This is a genomic window from Thermodesulforhabdus norvegica (assembly GCF_900114975.1).
Lineage (GTDB): Bacteria > Desulfobacterota > Syntrophobacteria > Syntrophobacterales > Thermodesulforhabdaceae > Thermodesulforhabdus > Thermodesulforhabdus norvegica.
Window position 1 is genome coordinate 1 of the sequence record NZ_FOUU01000003.1, and the last position, 21,317, is coordinate 21,317.

Annotated in this window: 17 protein-coding genes; 12 read left to right on the plus strand and 5 right to left on the minus strand. The window is 49.9% G+C overall.

Annotated features, from left to right (window positions below):
- Positions 1–136 precede the first annotated feature (136 nt).
- Positions 137–706 (plus strand): 2-oxoacid:acceptor oxidoreductase family protein, encoded by a 570-nt coding sequence (locus BM091_RS06110; protein WP_093394290.1) that lies wholly within the window; start codon positions 137–139, stop codon positions 704–706.
- Between the two features lie 147 nt (positions 707–853).
- On the opposite strand, the gene BM091_RS06115 is transcribed toward BM091_RS06110, so the two are convergent.
- Positions 854–1,858, minus strand: a complete 1,005-nt coding sequence (locus tag BM091_RS06115; RefSeq protein ID WP_093394291.1) for a zinc-dependent alcohol dehydrogenase family protein — start codon at positions 1,856–1,858, stop codon at positions 854–856.
- 108 nt (positions 1,859–1,966) lie between these two features.
- Here BM091_RS06115 and BM091_RS06120 point away from each other — a divergent pair, with 108 nt between their 5' ends.
- Genes BM091_RS06120 through BM091_RS06130 form a run of 3 tightly spaced genes read left to right on the plus strand, consistent with a single transcriptional unit; the run spans position 1,967 to position 7,306 of the window.
- Entirely contained in the window at positions 1,967–5,680 is a 3,714-nt protein-coding gene (locus BM091_RS06120; RefSeq protein ID WP_177193547.1) for a translocation/assembly module TamB domain-containing protein, read from the plus strand.
- Between the two features lie 15 nt (positions 5,681–5,695).
- On the plus strand, positions 5,696–6,157 hold the full coding sequence (locus BM091_RS06125) for a single-stranded DNA-binding protein (RefSeq protein ID WP_093394294.1): 462 nt from the start codon (positions 5,696–5,698) through the stop codon (positions 6,155–6,157).
- Between the two features lie 51 nt (positions 6,158–6,208).
- On the plus strand, positions 6,209–7,306 hold the full coding sequence (locus tag BM091_RS06130) for a radical SAM protein (protein ID WP_093394295.1): 1,098 nt from the start codon (positions 6,209–6,211) through the stop codon (positions 7,304–7,306).
- On the opposite strand, the gene BM091_RS06135 is transcribed toward BM091_RS06130, so the two are convergent.
- From BM091_RS06135 to BM091_RS06145, 3 genes are read right to left on the minus strand one after another with little or no spacing between them, the layout of a single operon-like run.
- The gene (locus tag BM091_RS06135; protein WP_425443305.1) at positions 7,291–8,529 is read right to left on the minus strand and encodes an AmpG family muropeptide MFS transporter; all 1,239 of its coding nucleotides are present in this window, start codon (positions 8,527–8,529) and stop codon (positions 7,291–7,293) included. The genes BM091_RS06130 and BM091_RS06135 overlap by 16 nt on opposite strands.
- 4 nt (positions 8,530–8,533) lie before the next feature.
- A complete protein-coding gene (aroQ, locus tag BM091_RS06140) occupies positions 8,534–8,983 on the minus strand; it encodes a type II 3-dehydroquinate dehydratase (RefSeq protein WP_093394299.1) in 450 nt (149 codons plus the stop codon).
- On the minus strand, positions 8,980–11,901 hold the full coding sequence (locus BM091_RS06145) for a DEAD/DEAH box helicase (protein WP_093394301.1): 2,922 nt from the start codon (positions 11,899–11,901) through the stop codon (positions 8,980–8,982). The genes aroQ and BM091_RS06145 overlap by 4 nt, the downstream gene beginning before the upstream one ends.
- A 101-nt stretch (positions 11,902–12,002) precedes the next feature.
- On the opposite strand from BM091_RS06145, the gene BM091_RS06150 reads away from it, so the two are divergent.
- Genes BM091_RS06150 through BM091_RS06175 form a run of 6 tightly spaced genes read left to right on the plus strand, consistent with a single transcriptional unit; the run spans position 12,003 to position 18,088 of the window.
- Positions 12,003–12,641, plus strand: a complete 639-nt coding sequence (locus BM091_RS06150; RefSeq protein ID WP_093394302.1) for an MBL fold metallo-hydrolase — start codon at positions 12,003–12,005, stop codon at positions 12,639–12,641.
- Positions 12,638–13,564, plus strand: coding sequence for a radical SAM protein (locus BM091_RS06155; RefSeq protein WP_093394304.1), 927 nt, complete (start codon positions 12,638–12,640; stop codon positions 13,562–13,564). Before BM091_RS06150 ends, BM091_RS06155 begins: the two co-directional genes overlap by 4 nt.
- Positions 13,564–14,238: a metallophosphoesterase family protein gene (locus BM091_RS06160; RefSeq protein WP_093394305.1), complete on the plus strand. Its 675-nt coding sequence runs from the start codon at positions 13,564–13,566 to the stop codon at positions 14,236–14,238. The genes BM091_RS06155 and BM091_RS06160 overlap by 1 nt, the downstream gene beginning before the upstream one ends.
- A 26-nt stretch (positions 14,239–14,264) precedes the next feature.
- Positions 14,265–15,347 carry a type IV pilus twitching motility protein PilT gene (locus BM091_RS06165; protein WP_093394307.1) on the plus strand — a complete coding sequence of 361 codons (1,083 nt, stop codon included), beginning with the start codon at positions 14,265–14,267 and terminating at the stop codon, positions 15,345–15,347.
- A 3-nt stretch (positions 15,348–15,350) separates the two neighbouring features.
- On the plus strand, positions 15,351–16,526 hold the full coding sequence (locus BM091_RS06170; RefSeq protein WP_093394308.1) for a type IV pilus twitching motility protein PilT: 1,176 nt from the start codon (positions 15,351–15,353) through the stop codon (positions 16,524–16,526).
- Positions 16,523–18,088, plus strand: a complete 1,566-nt coding sequence (locus tag BM091_RS06175; RefSeq protein ID WP_093394310.1) for a DUF4139 domain-containing protein — start codon at positions 16,523–16,525, stop codon at positions 18,086–18,088. Before BM091_RS06170 ends, BM091_RS06175 begins: the two co-directional genes overlap by 4 nt.
- Here BM091_RS06175 and BM091_RS06180 read toward each other — a convergent pair.
- On the minus strand, positions 18,042–19,505 hold the full coding sequence (locus tag BM091_RS06180; RefSeq protein ID WP_093394312.1) for a CRISPR-associated DxTHG motif protein: 1,464 nt from the start codon (positions 19,503–19,505) through the stop codon (positions 18,042–18,044). The two genes, BM091_RS06175 and BM091_RS06180, sit on opposite strands and share 47 nt — an antisense overlap.
- Positions 19,506–19,673: 168 nt before the next feature.
- Between BM091_RS06180 and BM091_RS06185 the strand changes: the two genes are divergently transcribed.
- Positions 19,674–20,528 carry a MaoC/PaaZ C-terminal domain-containing protein gene (locus BM091_RS06185; RefSeq protein ID WP_093394313.1) on the plus strand — a complete coding sequence of 285 codons (855 nt, stop codon included), beginning with the start codon at positions 19,674–19,676 and terminating at the stop codon, positions 20,526–20,528.
- Positions 20,529–20,662: 134 nt separating this feature from the next.
- Positions 20,663–21,286, plus strand: coding sequence for a TetR/AcrR family transcriptional regulator (locus BM091_RS06190; protein ID WP_093394315.1), 624 nt, complete (start codon positions 20,663–20,665; stop codon positions 21,284–21,286).
- Positions 21,287–21,317: the final 31 nt, after the last annotated feature.

The window sequence follows — 21,317 nt, forward strand, 5'->3', positions numbered from 1 at the left end:
CGGAGGAGCTTGAAGGCAGGATAACCATAGGGGTTCTGGTGGACAGGGAACTACCCATCTACACGCAGGAGTATGAGAAGATCCGGGAAGAGGCGAGGCAGAGATTTCTGAAGAGGGCCTAGTTGAGGAGGTGTAGATGCCATACAGGTATGAGCTGAGGCTTAGCGGCTCCGGTGGTCAGGGGCTTATTTTGGCTGGCATAATTCTGGCCGAGGCGGCAGGGATTTACGACGGGAAGTATGTTTGTCAGACTCAGAGCTACGGGCCGGAGGCCAGAGGCGGTGCCAGCAAGTCGGAAGTGGTCATAAGTGATGAGGAGATAGATTATCCGAAGGCGATCAAGCCGGATGTTTTGCTTGCCATGAATCAGAAGTCCTGTGATGCCTATTTTTACGACCTTAAGCCGGGTGGAATGCTGATTGTGGACAGCACCTTTGTCAAGCATGTACCGACGACGAAGGCGATAGGGTTGCCTTTTACGGCTGCGGCACGCAGGGAGTTGCAGAAGGAAATGGTTGCAAACGTGGTTGCCCTGGGAGCCCTCGTAACGTTGACCGGTGCGGTGTCGCTCAAAAGCCTGGAAGCCGCCCTTTTGAACCGCGTCCCTCCCGGAACGGAAGAACTTAACCGCAAGGCCCTTGAACTGGGTATAAATTTGGCCCAGAACCATCTTAACGGTGGAGAGCAAGGGCAGCATAAAACTTGAGTTTCTGCCCTTTAATTCTCCTGTTACCAGCTTTGTTAAAAGGGGGTCCCTTTTTTATTGAGGACTTGTTTCCGAATGATCTGCAGTAGCCTGTGTGACATTCCTTTAAGGTTCCGATCAACAGTGAAGGACAGTTCGGTTTCCAGCCTAAGATGACATAACCAGCACTCCTGAACCTTGAATTCTGTCAGCTTTAAGATCACAAAGAGCTTCGTTGGCCTTTTCAAAAGGATAGGTCTGGATATGGGGTTTTATGGGAATCTGCCCGGCCAGCACCAGCAACTCTTCTCCATCTTTTCTGGTGTTTGCCGTAACGCTGTGTATGTTCTTTTCGTAAAAAAGATGCCGTTCGTAATCTAACCCGGGTATTGGAGTCATGTAAATGCCCGCAAGTGAAAGGGTTCCGCCTTTTTCAAGGCATTCCAGGGCATCTTTTACCAGGTGACCTGCCGGCGCAAAGATAATGGCCGATGAAACCTTCTCCGGAATCTCCTTTGCGGACGATCCTACCCAGTACGCTCCCATGGTTCTTGCCAGTTCCTGGTGCTTCGAACCTCTGGATACCACAAAAACACGGCATTTCCAGAAGTTCAATATCTGCATCACGATGTGGGCAGAAGATCCGAAGCCGAAGAGGGCAATGGAATCTCCGGGTTTGCAGCCGCTTCTTTTAAGGGCACGGTATCCTATTATTCCGGCACAAAGAAGTGGAGCCACTTCGGCGGCGGATAGCTCTTCGGGTACCCGATAGGCAAAGTTTTCGTTTACAAGGGCATACTCGGCATAGCCTCCCGGTTCGTGATAGCCTGTGAATAACTGGCTTTCGCAAAGGTTTTCGCGGTCGGTCAGGCAGAACTTGCACTTACCGCAGGTGTGCCTCAGCCACGCTATTCCTACCCGATCGCCCCGGGAAAAACGCTGTGTGCCGGGCCCGACCATATCAACCCTCCCCACAATCTGATGCCCCGGGATTACAGGATGATCTCTCGGGGGAAGTTCCCCTTCGATAACGTGGAGGTCTGTCCGGCATATTCCACAGGCCTCAACCTTAACCCGGATTTCTCCCGGGCCGGGTTCCGGGTCGGGAAGGATTTCCATCTTCAAAGGAAAGGATTCAACAGGTGCACAGGATCGGAGAACCATTGCCTTCATGATAATTCTCCTTCCTAAATCGTTATTTTTTCCGTGTCTGCCTTTGCCTGCCCGTGATATACCAGAAAACACATGCCGAGTACAAATAGGCTTCACGGGTGGTGCAAAATGGCGAGTATCAAAAAGAAATTCAAGCATGCCGGCCTGACGCTACTGGTGTCTGTGTTTTTGCTGACTCTGGCATTGAGTATCCCGGCCGTTCAGAACCGCGTGTGGAGTCTGGTTTTGGAAAGGCTTTCGGAGCGCACCGGCTGGACCATATCGGCCAGGTCCCTGTATTTTGCTCCCTGGGGCAAGCTGTATGCAGAAAATGTTTACGTCGGTAAAAAAGGCCGCCAGCTTGCAATCTGCAGGGATCTTATCCTTTCTTTCGCAATTTCAAAAACTTTTCCCTTTGTTAAGCCTCAGAGCCTAAGCCTGCTGGAGCCCTTTGTCGTTCTGGAAGTAGACGAGACGGGAAGGCTGATATGGCCTGCCTTACCGTCGGGTAAAAGGACGGAACGGGAAGGTGGGGCTTTAGAGAGCTTATATTTGACCCTTCTTCCTGATGTTCGTTTGAAGGATGGGAAGGTAGGGGTGCTCCGTAGTGGAATGTCCGGCTATCACATAAGCAGCCTTTCGGGAGAGATATTGCCCTATCTTCGAGAAGCTCAGGTCACCGCAAGGCTCAGGCTGGAAGGGCTCGTAAACAGTCCCATGGTGGGCAGGATCAGGCTTAACGGAGCCCTGAGGGCAAACGAAGAAAGGGTAGATGTGAATGGGATTTCTCTTGAGATACCCGACCTGCTTGCAGGGAAGCTTCAGGGCTTCTGGAGCCTTAAGCATAACTCCGGCCGGGTGTCTCTCCATGTGATGTATTTTGATCCTTTAAAACATCCTTACACGAGAAAAATCGGCAGAAAATCAGGCACCTTAACCGTCAATGCCGGGGGAGATATTGATTCAGGAGGTGTCAAAGGCTTTATCCGGGCCGAATCGTCTTCCGGTTTTTCGATGAATGCCCTTTTTACCGTGAGCAGAAATCATCGCGCCGACGATTTCTTATTAACGGTGTCCGGACATTACGATCTTAATGGCTTTGCCCGATCTTCGGGATCTTTTTCAATGAAGGGTTACTACGGCAGCGGGGAGGACTATTACGCCGTCGTTGATGTGAGATGCGGGCCCGTTAAGCCTGAAAGGGATTTTAAAGAAATCCTTTCCAGCGTTGAAACTCTGAATGTGAGGATTGAGTTCTTTCCCGGAGGTATTGCCGTTTCTCCCGCGTCGGTTGATGCGTCGCAGGGGAGGGTCTGGTTTAGAGGATCGCTGTTGTACGGTGAAAAGTTCGGATTGTCCGCCGGTGTGGAGTTTTCTTTAAACTGGTTTTCGGTGATGAAGCTTCCGGATTTTGGAAGATTTAAGACCGGAGGGCGATTGACGGGGAGATGTGGTGAAGGGTGCGGATCGGATTTAAAGGGCTGGATTGCTGACGGCGATGCCTTTCTTTACCGTAACGACGAAGAGATAGAGCTTTCAGGCTCTATTGCTGAGGGTAATATTGAGGGAAAGGTGAACGTAAGGTCTCTAAGGCTTGATAAGATCTTCTCCGCTTTGAAGGTTCTGGAAGCACGGGTAGAGGGAACCTTTTCGGGGGAGGCAGTCTTAAAAGGTACCGTTGAAGCGCCCGACGTATCTTTTAAGGGTCTGGTCGAAAAGCCCCGTTACGGGGATTACCGTGCCGAAGAAGTCAGAATCGTGGGGCGGGGCCGACTTACCAGAAAAGGTGCAAAGTCGGTTCATATCTCTGCGTCCGGCATGTCCGTTCCAGGAGTTTCGGACCCTCTAATGGTTAAAGCTTCGCTGACGCAAAGGGATGACGAACTGGGGTTCCACGTCGAGGTGAATTTGGACAGGAGCAGGAATTTTCTCATGGAGGGTAATGTTTTTCACATCTGGTCGAATCCGGAAATTGTTATCGAAAAGGGTATCCTGAACTGGAGTGGTAACTACCGGGCGTCGGGTGAGTTCAGGATAACGACCGAAGCCTTAATCGTTAGCAGGCTGAAGGTTTATCACGGTGACGGGAGTGCAGGACTTGAAGGGCGTATTGGGTACGATAAAAGTATATCCTTTAATTCCCTTTTCGATCGGTTTCCTCTGGACGACCTGGTGTCTGTGGTGGGTTTTCAGACCAGAGGCCTGGCGGTAAGTGGTGGGATCAAGGGATCTCTGAAAGAAGGTGGTGTGAACCTGAAAGCCCGTCTTGAAGCGGGAAAAGGATCTATCCGACCGCTACGCATTTCAGGTATTTCTTCGGAGGAATATTTTTGGGACGCCATGAAACTGGATGTCACCGTTGGCGGGGATATGGTTTACACCTCGGCAATAGTAAGGGCTCCTTACTGGCAGAATGGGTTGATGCTTTCTGCTTCCGTTCCTGTAAAGATCAGGAGCTTGTCTGAAAAGACGCCGGGAAAGATGGCTCTTCCGCTACCGCCTGTAAATAGCTTAATTGCACTGGATCCGGAGCGCTCTCTTGAGTGTAAAATCCGTGTTGAGGAATTCGACCTCGGCGCACTTGGGATGTTGTATTCTGAAACGATGGCAATAAAGGGTAGATTTACCGCCGATTTGTCAATCAGCGGTAAGTTAGAGGATCTTCGCGCAGGGGGTTGGGGCAAAGTAAGGATCGATGAGGCTTATCTGGTTTCCAGAAGAAAGGTTTCGGTAAGTGAGGTGGAAGGTGAATTTTTAATCCTGGACAATGTGCTCAAAGCCGATGCGATAAAAGGCCGACTGCTGGACGGATCCTTTGAGTTGAAAGCGCTGGTACCCCTTAGATCGGAAAATGCCGGGGTGACTCTGAGTGTCCGTTTAAGAGAGATACATATCCCCGAGATTTACGGCATAAGCGGGGTTGTATCGGGAAGTGCCGATGGGGCAGTCCGGGGCAGGGAAATTAGCATTGCGGGCAAATTTACTGCCCTGAAGGCCTTTATGGACCTCGACGCTTTGCAGGGTGAGCTCTCGAGAGATGTAAGATCCGTGGAGATTGTGGCCCGTGAAGGTGAGGCGGAAGTTATTGAAGAAGGAAGTTCCGGAGGGATATACGACAGGATGAGTATGGATGTCGATGTGGATTTTTCTCAGGGCAATGCCCGGGTTAAAGGGCTCGGTGTTGATGCCGAGGTCGATGGCAGGCTTTCTTTGAGGAAGCGTAGTGGCGAAGCGTTAAGGATTTACGGGTCAATAGAGGCCCGTCGGGGATTGTATGCTTTTCAAAGTGTGAGATTGAAAATTACGGAGGGTGAGGTACGATTTAAAGGGATGGTTCCTCCGGATCCGGATATAAATTTCACCGGAGAAAAGAGCGTGGATGATGTCGTCATAAGGGTTTCCGTTGTGGGAAGAGTTAGTCAGCCCGTTTTGAAACTTTCCAGTTCTCCTGCCATGAGTGATGTCGATATTCTGTCGTATCTTCTGTTTAACAGACCGGCTCGAAATCTCACTGCAAAGGAGAGCGTAAACCTGCAGCAGAATGCGGCCTTCTTCATAGGGTCTAAGGCGGCTCAGAAGCTGAAGGAAGTACTGGGAAATACGCCCTTTGCGCCCGACGTGCTGGAAATATACACGGGCGAGTCCGGCCATGGCGTCGTTGAAGTCGGGAAGTATATTACCCCGGATTTTTATGTTACCTATGAGAAGGATATAAAGGATGAGGGTAACGATCAGGTAAAAATAGAGTACAGGATAAATCGCCATCTCTCTGTCCAGAGCCAGATAGGGGATGAGCGGGGAGCGGGTGTGGATGTATTGTGGCGATATGATTTTGGTGAGTGAAGGAGGATTGGGTTTATGACGAGGGGCATAAACAAAGTGATACTTGTCGGTAGACTCGGAGCCGATCCGGATTTGCGTTTTGCTCCCAACGGGACGGCCATAGCCCGTTTCAACGTAGCGACCACAGAGAGGGTGCCTGTCGGAGAAGGCAACTGGGAGGATAGAACCGAGTGGCACAGGATAGTCGTCTTCGGAAAGCTGGCCGAGACCTGCGGAAACTACCTTTCTAAAGGGCGCCTTGTTTACATAGAAGGTCGGCTGCGTACTCAGCAGTGGGAAGACAGACAGGGAGTGAGGCGTTTTACGACCGAAGTGGTTGCCAGAGATATTCAGTTTCTGGACAGCGGTGTCTCCAGAGGAGACGCTTCTGTCGATGTTTCCGATGAATCTGCCCGATCCTACGAGGACGATACCCTGTCCGAAACTTTAACGCCCCTTCCTGATGGTGATTCTCCCGATGAAGACATCCCCTTCTAATGCCCCTTTTTGACATTTTTTAAAAAACAGGCCGGGGGGTATTTCCGCATTATGTTGATATGTTCTCTGTGTGGTTCCGTATTTCAAAACGTGGGTAAAACTCCAGGGGTATGCTCCGATTGCATACGGAACAGGTGGGAAGAAGCCAGAGGCCTGGTTGAAGGGGTTCACAGGGAATCTAGAAAAAGGTTTAACCTTCCGGCCCGTAAGCCCTGTTCTGACGGGGGCAGGGAGTGCAAAATCTGTGTCCGCAGATGTGTGATGGGCGAAGGTGATGTGGGGTGGTGCGGGGTTCGGAAGGGGTCAAAAGAGTCATTTTCAAGGGATGGAAATAAAAGGGCTCTCGTTAGTGCTTACTTCGATCCCCTTCCCACAAATTGTGTTGCCGATTGGGTTTGTGCCGGAGGTACCGGATCGGGTTATCCGGAGTTTGCCTACGAACCCGGACCCGAAGTGGGTTATTACAATCTTGCCGTCTTCTTCGAGGCCTGTAACCTGAATTGCCTTTTCTGTCAGAACTGGTCTTTCAAGGTCGCAGCTCTTAAGGGCCGCTGGAAGAGTGTGGAGTTTCTTGCATCACTTCCCGATTCGAGAACAAGTTGCGTCTGCTTTTTCGGAGGGGATCCCTCCCCTCAGCTTCCCTACGCAATAAGAGTGGTGAATCAGATGCTTGCCGCGAGACAATCCAGGATATTGCGCATATGCTGGGAAACCAACGGTATGGCCTCCATACCGTTTCTCAAATACATGCTTGAGGTGTCGAAAAAAACGGGTGGCTGCATCAAGGTGGACCTTAAAGCCTGGGATCGCCGGATCCACATGGCTCTGTGTGGAGTGGATAACGATCATATTCTCAGAAATTTTGCCTATCTGGCGTCACGGGCAAAAGAACGCCTGGAACCCCCTCTCGTTATAGCAAGTACTCTTCTTGTCCCGGGCTATGTGGATGCGGAGGAAGTCTTTAACATAGCCCGGTTTATAGCCCGTTTTGATCCCGATATCCCCTACAGCCTGCTCGCCTTTGCGCCTCAGTTCGAAATGAAGGATTTCCGGCCCACTTCGGCAAGACAGGCCGGAGAATGCTTTGAAGCCGCCCGTGAAGCAGGCCTTAAGAGAGTCAGGATAGCCAACCGTCATCTTCTCTGGTGATCGGCTACGGCCGGAGGTACAACGGCAGGAAGAAGCAATATTGCAGGTATTGCTCCCGCGACGGTTACCAGGAAGTACTTTGCCCAGCCCATACTGGCAACCATAAAACCGCTGGGTACTCCCGACATAACCCTCGTCACGGCAGTCAGGCTGGAAAGGAGAGCATATTGGGTGGCCGTAAACGCAGGGTTACACAGACTCATGAGGTACGCAATAAATCCAGCGGTGCCCATTCCTCCGGTTGTATTCTCGAAGATAACCGTTCCTATCATCAGAAAGTAGCTTTTCCCCACAAGGGCGAGAAGTACAAAGGAGAAGTTAGAGACGGCCTGAAACAGTGCGAAGATCCATAAAGACCTGTAAAGCCCAAGTCGGGCCGTTAAGGCGCCGCCGGCCATAGCCCCCAGAAGCGTGCTCGCCAGCCCCAGAGTCTTGTACACCAGGCCGATGTCGGATCGTGAGAACCCCAGGTCCATCAGAAAGGGAGTCGTCATGGCCCCGGCAAGAGCATCTCCCAGTTTGAAGCAGACGATAAACAACAGTATGGGTAATGCCCTGGGGCGGGAAAAGTAATCCTTCAGGGGCAGGTAGATTGCATCTTTGAGTGTACGGGGAATCGACTGGGCCTCTGCGGGTTCGGGTGCGGTTAAAGTCAGGATACAGCAAAGAATCATCATCGTTCCCATTAAGATGTAAACGGCTTTCCAGGGTATGTGATCGGAAAGAACCATGGCGAAGGCTCCCGATACGAGCATGGCAATGCGATATCCCATTACGGACGCCGCCGCTCCGGTACCCTGCTCATTCTCGCTGACAACGTCGGTTCTGTAAGCATCAAAGGCAATGTCCTGGCTGGCACTGAAAAATGCCGTGAAAAAAGCTAAAACGGCCAGAAGGGTTATAAAGCGCGAAGGAGAAAGGAAGGCCATTGCGATAAGGGAGCAGGCAAGGAGTAGCTGGCATATGAGGATCCATCCCCGCCTTCTGCCCATAAAAGGAGGTACGAACCGGTCCATTACAGGAGACCAGAGAGCCTTTATGCTGTAGGGAAGTGAAACGAGAGAAAAGGCCCCGATCAGCCTTATATCAACGCCTTCGGTTACGAGCCATGCCTGCAGGGTTGAGCCCGTAAGGGCCAGAGGGAGGCCTGAAGAAAAACCCAGCCCCGCCAGAATGAGCATCTTTTTTCTCAGGTAGAGTCCAAATGTCTCGGAAATCTTCAAGGTTTCAGGACCCGGTTTTTCGAATTTCTTCCACGAGGGCTCTGAGACCGAGAAGATAGCTGTTTATCCCGAAACCGCTTATCTGGCCTTTTGCTACAGGAGCAATTACCGAAACGTGTCGGAAGGGCTCTCTGGCGTGTATGTTGGACATGTGAACCTCAACAACGGGGATTGTAAGCATTTCAAGGGCGTCTCTGAGAGCATAACTGTAATGAGTCCAGGCACCGGGGTTTATGAGGATACCGTCCGCACTTTTTTCTACATGCACCCTGTGTATTTGCCCTATTATTTCAGCTTCGGAATTACTCTGGAAGCATTCAACCTCAACGCCCAGTTCTCTGCCGAGCTCCCTCAGCGCTTCGTCTATTTCCTTGAGGGTCCAGTTTCCGTAGAGACCAGACGGTCTTTTCCCGAACATGTTAAGGTTTACGCCGTGCAGTACCAGAACCTTCATGGAAGCACACTCCTTCTGCTGCGCATTTCCTTCGATGTTTCGAGCAGTTCCTCCAGAGACCAGTTTACGGGGATCTTCGTCATGCTTCCCCTTTTTCCTCTGAACTTAAGGTGTCCGTTGCGAAGCCCGAAGAGAAATAAATCTCTCGTCAGCGCAACATCCTGGATGCAATAGCTGACCAGCTCTTCCCATCTGCCTTCTCTGAACCATTTTACCGCCTGAATACCGTTTGCCCTTTTTACGCTTCCCAGCGTGGCAGCTGCGAGGTGATCCAGGCTAAGGCGGAAGCCGAGAACACGTGATACTTCTTCGAGAATATCGAAGGTGGGTAATATTTGAAGGTCGATCGTCGAATAAGGCATGAGTACGCGATAATCAAATCTTTTGATGTTAAATCCCACGATCAGTTCGTATGTCTGAAACTGCTTTATCAGGTCTTCTATTTCATCTTCTCTGTAAACCAGAAAACGTTCCTTGACCATGTCGTAGAGAACGGCAACAGAGACTCTCATAAGGTGGCAGTTGTGCCATCCTCCAACTTCGTGAGCAAGCTTTTGAGTTTCCAGGTCGAAGAAAGCAATGTTGTATTTTTGCGGTGACCTGTGAAGTATTACCGGCTCTGTCGCTCTTGAAGTGGGTTCGGCTTCGGAGTTTTCAACCAGCATGTCGGGGTCGGTGAGTGCTCTTACAATCAGCAGGGCTGCGTCCTTGTCAAGAGGCTTATTACCGGATCCACACTTGGGTGATTGTATGCACCTGGGACACCCCTCTGTGCAGTCGCACTCCTTAAGCAGATCCTCTACCCGCTTCAGTATGTCTTCGATCATGTCGAAAGCCCGTCGGCATAACCCGATTCCTCCCGGGTAGCCGTCATATATGAATACGGCGCTTTTCTGCACCTGAGGATGGTAGGGGGTCGCTATGCCGCCTATGTCGTTTCTATCGCAAAGAAGAAAGAGCGGAAACATGCTGATAATGGCATGCTCAAGGGCATGGAGTCCGCCCATAAAATGGCGTCCTGCGTCCCTGACGACTTTTTCAATCCAGCCGTCCACTTCTATCCAGAATCCCACGGTTTCGTAGCTCTGAGGCGGCAGTTCGAGCTCCACATGGTCTATAATTTCCATTGTGCCCGTGGATTTTTTATCGTAGCCTGTAACCTGCTCGGTAACCCGAATCCTTCCTGCACGGATTACGAAGTTGTGAAGTGGTCTTGATTTGATGATTTCAAGAATAGACGTTTCTTTTTCTACGGTAACTGCCGTGAAATAGGGCCCGTCAAAGGGAGTAATCCAGACGTTGCGTCGTTCGATGTCGAGATGCCGGACGATGTAGGTATCGCCAAGGTGAAGGTATACGGCACCAGGATGGCATTCCTTGAAGACCCGAACGCCGTCAATTGAGCCCACCGCCACGGGTTTTTTGCCCTTTGTGTCCAGAAAAATCGTAAAAGATTGACCCACCTGCCTTATGTCCACATCCCGATGCGGATACCGGTACCTTGACTTATAGGAACCCTCTTCTCCCCTGTGAAGCAACCCCAGAGCCTTCAGTCGGCCTACAACATCGAACCACCCGGGATTCTCGTTTACTTCCCTTTCGGTAATGGGAATTTCGGCAGCAGCACAGAGAAGATGATCCCTCAGGATCTCCGGATTTGCCACATCCGCCACGGCAGTCTCGTATTCTCCCGAAAGAACATGGCCAGGATGCGATATAATGTAATGATCAAGCGCATCGTTCTGAGGTATTAATATAACCGCAGACTCCTGCCCGCCTCGCCCGACCCTTCCTGCCCTTTGCCACGTTGTCATCACGGTGCCTGGATAGCCCACGAGTATGCAGACGTCCAGGTCGCCGATGTCGATTCCCAGCTCCAGTGCGCTGGTTGCAATTACGCCTCGAAGGTTCCCGCAATTTATGGCTTCTTCGATGAAGCGCCTGTCAGAGGGCAGCAGACCGGCACGGTAGGAACTGACGAGACGGCTTACGTCGGGAAACCTTCGTTTTATGGTAAGATAAATCAATTCCGTCATCCGCCTTGAGCGGGTAAAGACGATGGTCTTGAGTCCTTTTCTTATGGAGCGAACCGTAAGGAGTGCGGCGGTCACGGCAAGGGGCAGATCGGTGGTGATAAACAGAATGTGCCGTGGCGGGGACGGAGCCGCCGAAGATGCTACGAGTGTCAAATCGTCGGGGGATATTCCCGTTAGTTGAGATGCCAGCTCCAGGGGATTACCTATCGTTGCCGAAAGAGAGAGGAACTGCGGGCTTGATCCGTAAAGTTTACATATGCGGCGAAGCCTTCGCAGGATCAGCGATACATGGCTTCCGAAAACTCCCCTGTAGGAATGCATTTCGTCGATTACGACGAATTTCAGATCCTGCCATAGCTTCTGCCACTTCGCATGGTAGGGAAGCAGGCCGTAGTGAAGCATATCGGGGTTGGTGATTAAAATCGAAGGCGTATTCTTCCTTATCTCGGCCCGTTCTTTTTCGGCGGTGTCCCCATCGTAGACCGCTATGGCTTTTTCAGAGAGCAAACCGGAAAAGAACTCTCTTGCACTCTGAAGCTGATCCCGGCTAAGGGCTTTTATGGGAAATATAAGCAGGGCCTTTGCGCCTGGATCTGTTACAATTTTTTCTGCAATGGCGATCTGATAAATTAGCGACTTTCCACTTGCGGTCGGGGTTGACACCACCAGATGTTTTCCCTTGCGGAGTGCCTTCAGAGCTTCAAGCTGATGGCGGTATAATTGATGAATGTTGAATCTCTTCAGTAGAGGGAACACGCCGGCGGCGATGGAGGTTTTTAGGGGTACAAAGGACGGCGGGTTACCTTCGATAAAGGTGTGGTTTACAACCCTCCATCGTTCCTCTTCGTTTTTTATGTTTTGTAGAAAATACTGAAGAGCCATATGTTTGAACTTTTAAACGCAATGTTCTAAATTAACATGAAAAGGCTTCGTCGGGAGTGTACAGCTATAACCCTTTCAGGTAAAGAGGCAGGAGGAGTGAAATGAATCTGGAAGAGTTGAAGAAAAGGGTAAAATGGTTGGGTCATGATTCCATATGCATTGAAGGAAGTATTCGCGTCTACTTTGATCCCTATGAGTTGCCCCAGGGCCTGCCTGCTGCAGACCTGATTCTCATAAGCCATGAACACTTTGATCATTGCTCTCCCGAGGATGTTAAAAAAATCCAGAAGGATGACACCGTAATCGTTACCGATGCGGCCTCGGCAAAAAAATTGAAAGGCGATGTCAGGATCGTTAAGCCGGGAGATAAACTGGAGGTCAGGGGGGCTGTCGTAGAGGTGTATCCGGCCTATAATGTGAATAAACAATTTCACCCCAAAAATGCAGGTATGCTATCTTTTGTTGTGGAGTTGGACGGTGTAAGGTATTATCATGCCGGAGATACGGATCATATTCCCGAGATGAGCGGTATCAAAACGGATGTGGCTTTTCTGCCTGTGTCGGGGACCTATGTCATGACGGCCCGTGAAGCGATAGAAGCGGCCAGAGCAATAAGGCCTAAAGTGGCCATTCCGATGCACTACGGTGCCATTGTGGGTTCTGAAAAGGATGCCCGGGAGTTTGCAGAAGGGCTCAGGGGAGAAATTGAGGTAATAATACTTCCTAAAGCTTCAGCATGAGACCGGTTTATATAGAAACTTACGAGCGAGGGCTCCTGAAAAAGAAGATTGAAAGAGCCCTCGCGTGGATGAAAAAATGTACCCTCTGTCCCCGGATGTGCAGGGTGAACAGAGCGGTTGGTGAGAGAGGCTTCTGCCTTATAGGGCGTAGCGCCGTCGTGGCAAGCTATGGGCCTCACTTTGGCGAAGAATCGCCTCTGGTAGGTCGTTACGGGTCGGGAACTATTTTCTTCTGCGGCTGCAATCTGATGTGCACTTTTTGCCAGAATTACGAAATAAGCCATACGGCCGATGGGTTCACCGTATCCCCCGTCCAGCTTGCCGAAATAATGCTGGAACTTCAGAGAAACGGCTGTCACAACATCAACTTTGTTACTCCCACTCATGTGGTTCCCCAGATTCTGGAAAGTCTGCCCCATGCCATAGAAAGGGGATTATCGGTACCTCTTGTATTTAACTGCGGAGGATACGAAAGGATTCCGGCGCTGAAGCTTCTTGAAGGTGTAATCGATATATACATGCCGGATTTTAAATTCTGGAGTACCGACAGTAGTGCCAGATGGTGTCAGGCCCCCGATTATCCGAGGCGAGCTCGTGAGGCCTTGCGGGAGATGTACCGTCAGGTTGGAGACCTGACCATCAGAAACGGCATTGCCCTTAGAGGCCTTCTGGTTCGCCACCTTGTAATGCCGGGGTGTCTGGAAGAGACTCGTGAGATCATGAATTTCCTTGCCAGGGAGATCTCGCCTCATACCTATGTTAACGTTATGGATCAGTACCGACCCTGTGGAAATGCTTACAGGGATCCTCAGCTTCGCAGGAGAATTACCGTCGAAGAGTTCGTCAAAGCCCTTAAATACGCAAAAGATGCGGGGATCACCCGCCTTGATGAAAGGAGAACAGCGCTTTTCTGGTCAATCTGATGAAGGTCTGTGACCTCAGAGGTCAATCTTTTCGCTCTATTTACGCCGTGGGCGACATACACGGCATGGCGCCGCTGCTGGAAGAGCTTCTTGATCTTGTAACCTTTGACCCTGATAAGGATCTGATGATCTTTTTGGGAGACTACATCGACAGAGGACCCTACTCCAGGGAGGTTATTGAAATTCTCTTGGGGCTTGTAAACCGGTATCCTTCGGTACTGTGCCTTAAGGGCAATCATGAACAAATGTTTCTGGACTTTCTCTCTGGAGCCGATCCGCTTGTTTATTTCTGGAACGGCGGAAGACAAACCCTTAAGAGCTACGGATACCGGGAGCGGGACGATGGATCCTACGAGGTTTTCGTGCCCGAGGAGCATCTGAAGTTTCTCAGGAGTCTTCATTTGGGTGTGGAGACGGACGATTATATCTTCGTTCACGCAGGACTCAGGCCGGGTATTCCTCTTGATCTCCAGAGTGAAGAGGACATGCTGTGGATAAGGCATGAATTTATCTACAGCATGGAGGATTTCGGAAAAAGGGTCGTTTTCGGTCATACCCCGGTGGTGGAACCGCTGGTTATGCATAACAAGATTGGTATTGACACGGGAGCGGTTTACGGAAGGTACCTGACCTGTGTGAAGTTGCCGGATGAGGAGTTTTATAGAGTATGGTGAATGCTAATCCTTAAGGGGGATCGGATATGGCAAGGATTGATGCCTTTTTTGAACTGATGCATAAGCAGGGTGCTTCTGACCTTCACATGGTTTCGGGTCATCCACCTGCATTGCGAATACACGGAGACCTTGAAAGAGTGAAGTATAAGGTACTCGACGACAACGATCTTAGGGCAATGCTTTACGAAATAACGCCGGAAGAAAAAATAAAGGAATTCGAAGAAACCGGTGACGTAGATTTCGCCTACGAAATACCGGGACTCGGTCGATACCGTGCCAATCTCTTTATGCAGAACAGGGGAATAGGCGCTGTGTTCAGGGTAATACCCAGTGAAATAAAAACCGTAGAAGAGCTTGGACTTCCACCGGTTATCAAGAGACTTGCCCTTCTTCCCAGAGGGCTTGTACTGGTGACGGGTCCTACAGGAAGTGGAAAATCCACAACCCTTGCGGCCATAATAGATGAAGCCAACAGACATAGAAAGGATCACGTAATTACCATTGAAGACCCCATAGAATTCGTTCACAAGAGCAAAAATTGCCTGATCAACCACAGAGAAGTGGGAACTCATACGAGGAGTTTCGCTACCGCTCTGAGGGCCGCTCTTCGCGAGGACCCGGACATAATCCTTGTGGGAGAGATGCGAGACCTGGAGACCATAAGGCTTGCCATCGAAGCGGCCGCCACGGGGCATCTTGTTTTTTCAACCCTTCATACCGAGTATGCTTCAAAGACCGTGAACCGGATTATCGAGGTTTTCCCTACCGATGAACAGGAACACATCCGCCAGATGCTGGCAGATTCTATCAGGGCCGTCGTGTCTCAGACACTACTGAAAAGGATTGATAAGCCCGGGCGTGTCCCCGCCTGCGAGATCCTGATAGCAACTCACGGTGTTCGTGCAATGATTCGTGAGAAAAAAACCCAGCACCTTCTGTCGGCAATTCAGACGGGGAAAAAATACGGCATGCAAACCCTTGATGACTCCATACTGGAGCATTTACAGGCAGGTCGTATTTCTGCTCAGGAAGCCTATATGAAGTGTGCCAACAAAGAAATGTTCAGACCCTATTTGCACGAACCGCCTACCGACTTTACGGAGGTGTGATCCATGAGACGGGAAGAGCTGGATATATTACTGTCCAAGATCCTGGACGAATATCCCACACTTTCGGATATTAACTTCACCGTGGGGTATCCTCCACAGGCTGAAGTTGACGGGGTTCTAAAGCCGGCCCCTCTGGAAATAGGCATAAAAGAGCTTTTACCCTATCATACCGAGATGATAGCGCTTGCCCTTATAGGCAACAACCGGAGAAATCTACAAAATCTCCTGCGCCAGGGTTCCTGCGATCTTTCCTATGCCGTCCCTGGAAAAGCAAGATTTCGCGTTAACGTCTTCTATCAAAAGGGTAATCTTTCAATTGTCATGCGTCAGCTTCCGCCCAGAGTTCCCACTATGGAAGAAATGAATCTCCCCAGGGTTCTCAAAAAAATCGCCTTCGAAAAAAACGGAATAGTTTTCGTAACCGGCGCAACAGGAAGCGGAAAGTCGACAACCCTCGCGACTATACTCCACGAAATAAACAGAAACTTTCCCGTACATGTGGTGACACTCGAAGATCCTATCGAATTCGTACATCAACCCATAAAAGCCACCTTTAACCAGAGGGAACTGGGGAGTGATTTCGATACCTACGCCAACGGCCTGAGGGCCGCACTTCGTCAGGCTCCGAAGGTGATCCTCGTGGGCGAAATGCGAGACCGGGAAACCATGGAAATCGGATTGAATGCAGCAGAAACGGGCCATCTGGTCCTCACCACTCTGCACACCATTGACGCCTCCCATACGATAAGCCGTCTCATAGGCATGTTTGAATACGAAGAAGAAAGGCTTATTCGACTCCGACTGGCAGAGTCCATGAGGTGGATTGTTTCCCAGAGGCTTCTTCCTCGAGTGGGGGGCGGTCGTATAGCCGCTTTTGAAATCATGGGAAATAACGTTCGTGTGCGGGAAGCCATAATCCACGGTGAAGCCGAAGGGAAAACCTTCTACGATATAATGGAGCAGAGCAAACCCTTCGGTTGGACGAGCTTTGACAGCTACATCTTGGACCTGTACCGGAGCGGTGAAATTACGGAAGAAACGGCGATCCTCTATGCCTCAAACCGGGCTATCGTTAAGAGAGGAATCGATGCCATTAAAGCCAGCCGGGGCGAGAGAACAACCGATATAGAGGGCCTTCAAATCGATACCGATTACAGCAAAAAGGTTATCGGCTCATGAGGTTAAAAAAGACCGTGTGGATTTTTGCTTTTTTGATCTCCACACTTTCCGGCGTGCTGATCTCTTATGCCGCCGAAATCAGGATTGAAAAAGTACTGCTCAGCCCTCAATCTGCAACGATCTGGGGTACCGCCTATGTTACAGTTGAAGAAGACGGAAAAGACCCTTACTTTGAACTCACTCTCCCACCCCAGACCAAACCCGATACGCTCAGCCTGAAGGTCGAACAGCCGTCCGGGTTGATCGTAACCGACCTTTCTTATGAGCTCCTTGAAAAGCGCGATGAGGAAAACCTTAAACTCCTGGCAGAAAAGATAAAAGACCTTGAAAAGGAAATAGACCTTCTTCAGGCCGAAGCGGATATTAACTCGAGGCTTATCGATACCTGGCTGGGATGGGCTCAAAAGGCTGATTCGTCGGGTAATTTCATTGCCGTGATGGAAGAGACGGGAAAGCGGGTAAAAGAGTTGCAGGCATCAAGGATAAGAACAATCCATGATGTGGAGTTAAAGAAAAGAGAACTCAAAAGGCTGAAAGAGACATATGAGAACCTGGCAGGGTCTGTTAACAGGAGCTGGAGGTTTAAGTGTCGAGTTTCTTCTAAGTCGAATTACTCCCTAAAACCGGGAACACAACTAAGGGTTGCGTACAGTTTTTTGTTTTCCGATGCGGGATGGAAGGCAGTTTACCTTATCAACGGAGAACCGGCTCGTGATAGACTGACCCTTACATGGCTGGCAGAAGTATGGCAGAAGTCAGGGATTGACTGGAGGGACGTGGATCTGATGCTGGCCACCACGGAACCCGTTTTTAATCTTGAACCGCCGGAACTTCCGCCCTGGAATATTCGTCCTCTTGAACTGCCGCCCAGATCGGCCGGGTCTTTCAAGTTAATGGCAGTTCCTGAAAAAACGGAATTGCCGGCAGAAGCCGGAATAAAACATGAAAAAAAATCCGGTTTTGCAGTTTACCATGTGGGAAAGCGAACCGTAAGAGCGGGTACCGGAGAACGTATAATGATAGAAAACTTCAGCTGGGATACCGATTTTAAGTACCTTCTCAGACCTTACGTATCTCCCTGGTCTTTTATTCGCGGTAAAGTTTCGTTAAAAGAGAGCGTGACCCTTCCCGGCGGCAATGGTCTCTATTTTCTCGACGGGGTTTTCGTAAAAAGCGCACCTTTCTCATTTCACGGTTTGGAAAAGGTTTTTTACTTCGGGCCGGATCGATTGGTCACGGGCGATCTGGTATTAAAGAAAAGAGAAACGGGCAAAGAGGGGCTGATAAAAGAGAAGAAAACTTACAGCTGGGAGTGGCAGTTCATAATACGAAACAATCACGAGTATCCTGTGGATCTTGTCCTCGAGGAGCGAAAGCCCATTGCAACGGACGAGCGAATTACCGTGAAAATTGAAGAAATGACCGAGTCACCTCAAAGTGATCCCGGGAATCCTAACGTGTGGGTATGGAATATCAATATGCCTCCTCATCACGAGAAAATTCTAAAATTCGCCGTTACCGTCCTGACTCCCGAAGACATGTCCGTTGATCCCGGGTGGTAGCCTTCAAATCCAGAGGTTTGGTAAAGTGCTCCAGAGCCTCTTCCAGCTCTCTTATAGCCTTTCGGCAAAGTTCGGTAAATTCACCGGGTGATTTTTCTGATCTCCGGCTTTCCGTATCCTGGAGCATACCCTTTATCAAGGTGATGAGATTCACATATTTCCGGGCCAGACGTCTTGTAGCTGCCTCGTTTTCTTCCAGAAATTTTCTACAGTCTTCGGGGATGTTCTTCATCTGGAAGTTCCTGATAGCCCTTGACCATATCTGCGCAAGTTCTTCTTTTACCGGGTTATTGCGTAGTCGATCGCGATGAAACAGAAGGGTCTTAAAGCCTTCTTTGATGACTTCTCCGGCTACTCCAATGTGGGCGGGAGTAAGCGGGCCGGAAAAGTCCAGATCGCTCAATTCGGGAAGTTCTGTTACCTTCGTGAGAAAGCAGTCCCAATCCTTTTCCGTTGATCTGGCGGGATTCAGGCTTGAAAGGGTTTTAAGAGCCCTGTTTCTGGCGTAAAGACATCCCTGCAGAACCATGCCCCGGGACAAACACCATTCTGCCAGACCGAAGCCTTCTGGCGGAGTACCTTTCCTGAAGCTTGTCAGAAAATCTCTGACAATCCGTCCGTATAATGCCCCAATTCCCCGATTATTCTCAAAAGACTCCAGGGAATTTTCGATGCTTTCCAAGGCCTGTCGGTCCGGATAACTCATTAAGGCAATGTTTTCCAGAATATTGCACAGAGCGAATAACGACTTTTTCAGGCTTTCGGGGAAGGCTTCGTTGTTCTCCTGTGTTTTTAACCATAGCTTCAGATCCTCTACGTAACCGGCTCGTCTGGCAAGGAGAACTCCGCTGGCAAATTCAAGGGTTTTCCACAATTCCGTCAGGTCCAGCACGGGAACAACGCGCTCTTCTAAAGGAATCTGACGGATTTTTTCCGGAGTGCCCAGCAGATCGTAGGGACCGTAGTATATGCCCCCTATCTCTGCATTTCCGACGACCTTTGTGCAATACAGAGAAACTAACTGGAGCAAAGGAACGCTCCTGGTGGAATGGCTCACATCAAGAAAAATTCTGCAATCCTCTGAAATCATGTCCATTATCGTCTGAATTATTTCTCTGTTTTCATCCGGCTCTTTTCCGTCGGGTATCGTTACGTTAATGACCTGAGGGGCGATTTCCATACTACCGAGGCGTCCTTTTAGACCCTCCCCGAAATCTTTCCGCCCCTCCCAGTTGTTTTTATGAGCTTCGGGAGTGCAGAGAATATAAACCCTGTCATCCTCAGTCCAATCTTTGCATAGCTTCTGGATTAGCGCTTCCTGAAGGAACAGAACTGGCTCGGACGTCCAATCTCCAAGAGCATACCTGCACTCGATATGTTTTTTTGTTCCCAGTGTGCTTATTAATATCCTTTTCATTTTTCTCCCCGCCAAGGCAACAGATTTTGCTTTTGAAGCTTTTTCTATGATTATATAGATGAAATTTCAAAGGATAAGCAACTGATTTAAGACGGTGTACGGTGGCCTTTTGCCACTGTGGTATAAAAGAAGAACTCCGATTGCCTGTCGGTAAAAGGGGAGAGCGTCATGATCAACTTAGAAATTGTGGGACAAACCTTTGGGCCTTTCGACTTTGTTTACGACTGGCGCGATGCGGTTCTCTACAATCTGAGTGTCGGTGCAGGGATTTCCGAACTGGAATATCTTTATGAAAGAGTACCGGGGGGGCTGAGGGTGTATCCCTCCTTTGTTACCGTAACGGGTTATTCACCGCTCTACGATATTCTGGAGAAGCTGGGAATTGATATTTCGGTAGTCCTTCACGGTGAACAGTCCCTGAGGGTGTTTTCCCCGGTACCGGCTGAAGGGATAATAAAGTCCTATGCCCGGGTTTCCGGCGTGTACGACAAGAAGAAAGCGGCTCTGGTGGTTCTTGATGTTTACGGCGAGATGGGTTCCGCAGAGAGACTTTTTGAAATGTCCATGGGACTTTTTTGCAGGGGATTCGGTGGCTGGGGCGGTGATCCTGGACCCCGTAAGGAAGCTGTGCCTTTACCTGAAAAAAAGGAACCCGATTTTTCCTTAAGACGGGCTACCCTCGAAGAACAGGCTGCACTTTACAGACTTTGTGGGGACTACAATCCTCTGCACATAGATCCGGAATGCGCAAGGCAGGCGGGCTTTTCACGGCCCATACTGCACGGCCTCTGCACTTTTGGCCACGTTGTCCGCGCACTGGTATTATCACTTTGTAAGGGTGATCCCTCCGGATTTCGCTCTCTTGAATGCCGTTTCTCCAATGTGGTTTACCCCGGGGATGTGATCAACGTGGACGGCTGGCGTCTGTCCGGGGGCAGGTATGCGCTGAGGGTCTGGGTTGATCGAGGTGACGGGGCCGGTGTGGATGTTCTGTCCCGGGTGGTGGCGGAAATTGCTGAATGAAGGCTTTCTGATTGGGCTGTGGGCGAAGCGATCATGTTTTTTCTTGACCTGTGAATGATAGATCTATAGATATAATTGAGTGTCAGGTATCGAATGGTTGTTCACCGGATGACCTTGCTCGGGAGAAAGGTATTATGGAAAGACTTTCACGGCGCGAAAGAGAGCGCCTCAGGCATCGTCGGGAAATTTTGGATGCTGCCCTGGAACTCTTCTCGGAAAGAGGGTATCACAATGTTTCGGTAAGAGACATTGCCCAAAAAGCCGAATTTTCCATAGGGACCATTTACAAGTTCTTCGAAGGCAAGGAAGATCTCTACAGATCTCTTATGCTCGATAAGGCCGAGGAGTTACACGCTCAGCTTATTGAGGCTCTTCGGCGTGAAGGCGATGAGGTTGAAAAATTGCGCAGGTTTATTACCACTAAATGTCGCCTCTTTCGGGAAAACGTTAAAATCGTTCGGCTTTACTTTACGGAAACCAGAGGGGCGGGTTTTTCCATAAAGGCCGGTTTGGACCAGGAAATCAGAAAGAAGTATGATGAGTGTCTGAAATTGGTGGCATCCATCTTCAGGTCGGGTATGGAGAAAAAAATATTCAATGACCTTTCAGATCCTTACAGGCTGGCCGTGGCTCTGGATAGTGTCTGTAATGGCTTTATTTTCCTGTGGCTTGAAAAGCCGGAGGAACATCCCCTGCCGGAAGATCCGAATTTGATTCTTGATATTTTCTTCAAACCTCTTCTGCTTCAATCAAGCTAGAGTTTATCGCAGACAAAACTGGGGCCTTTTG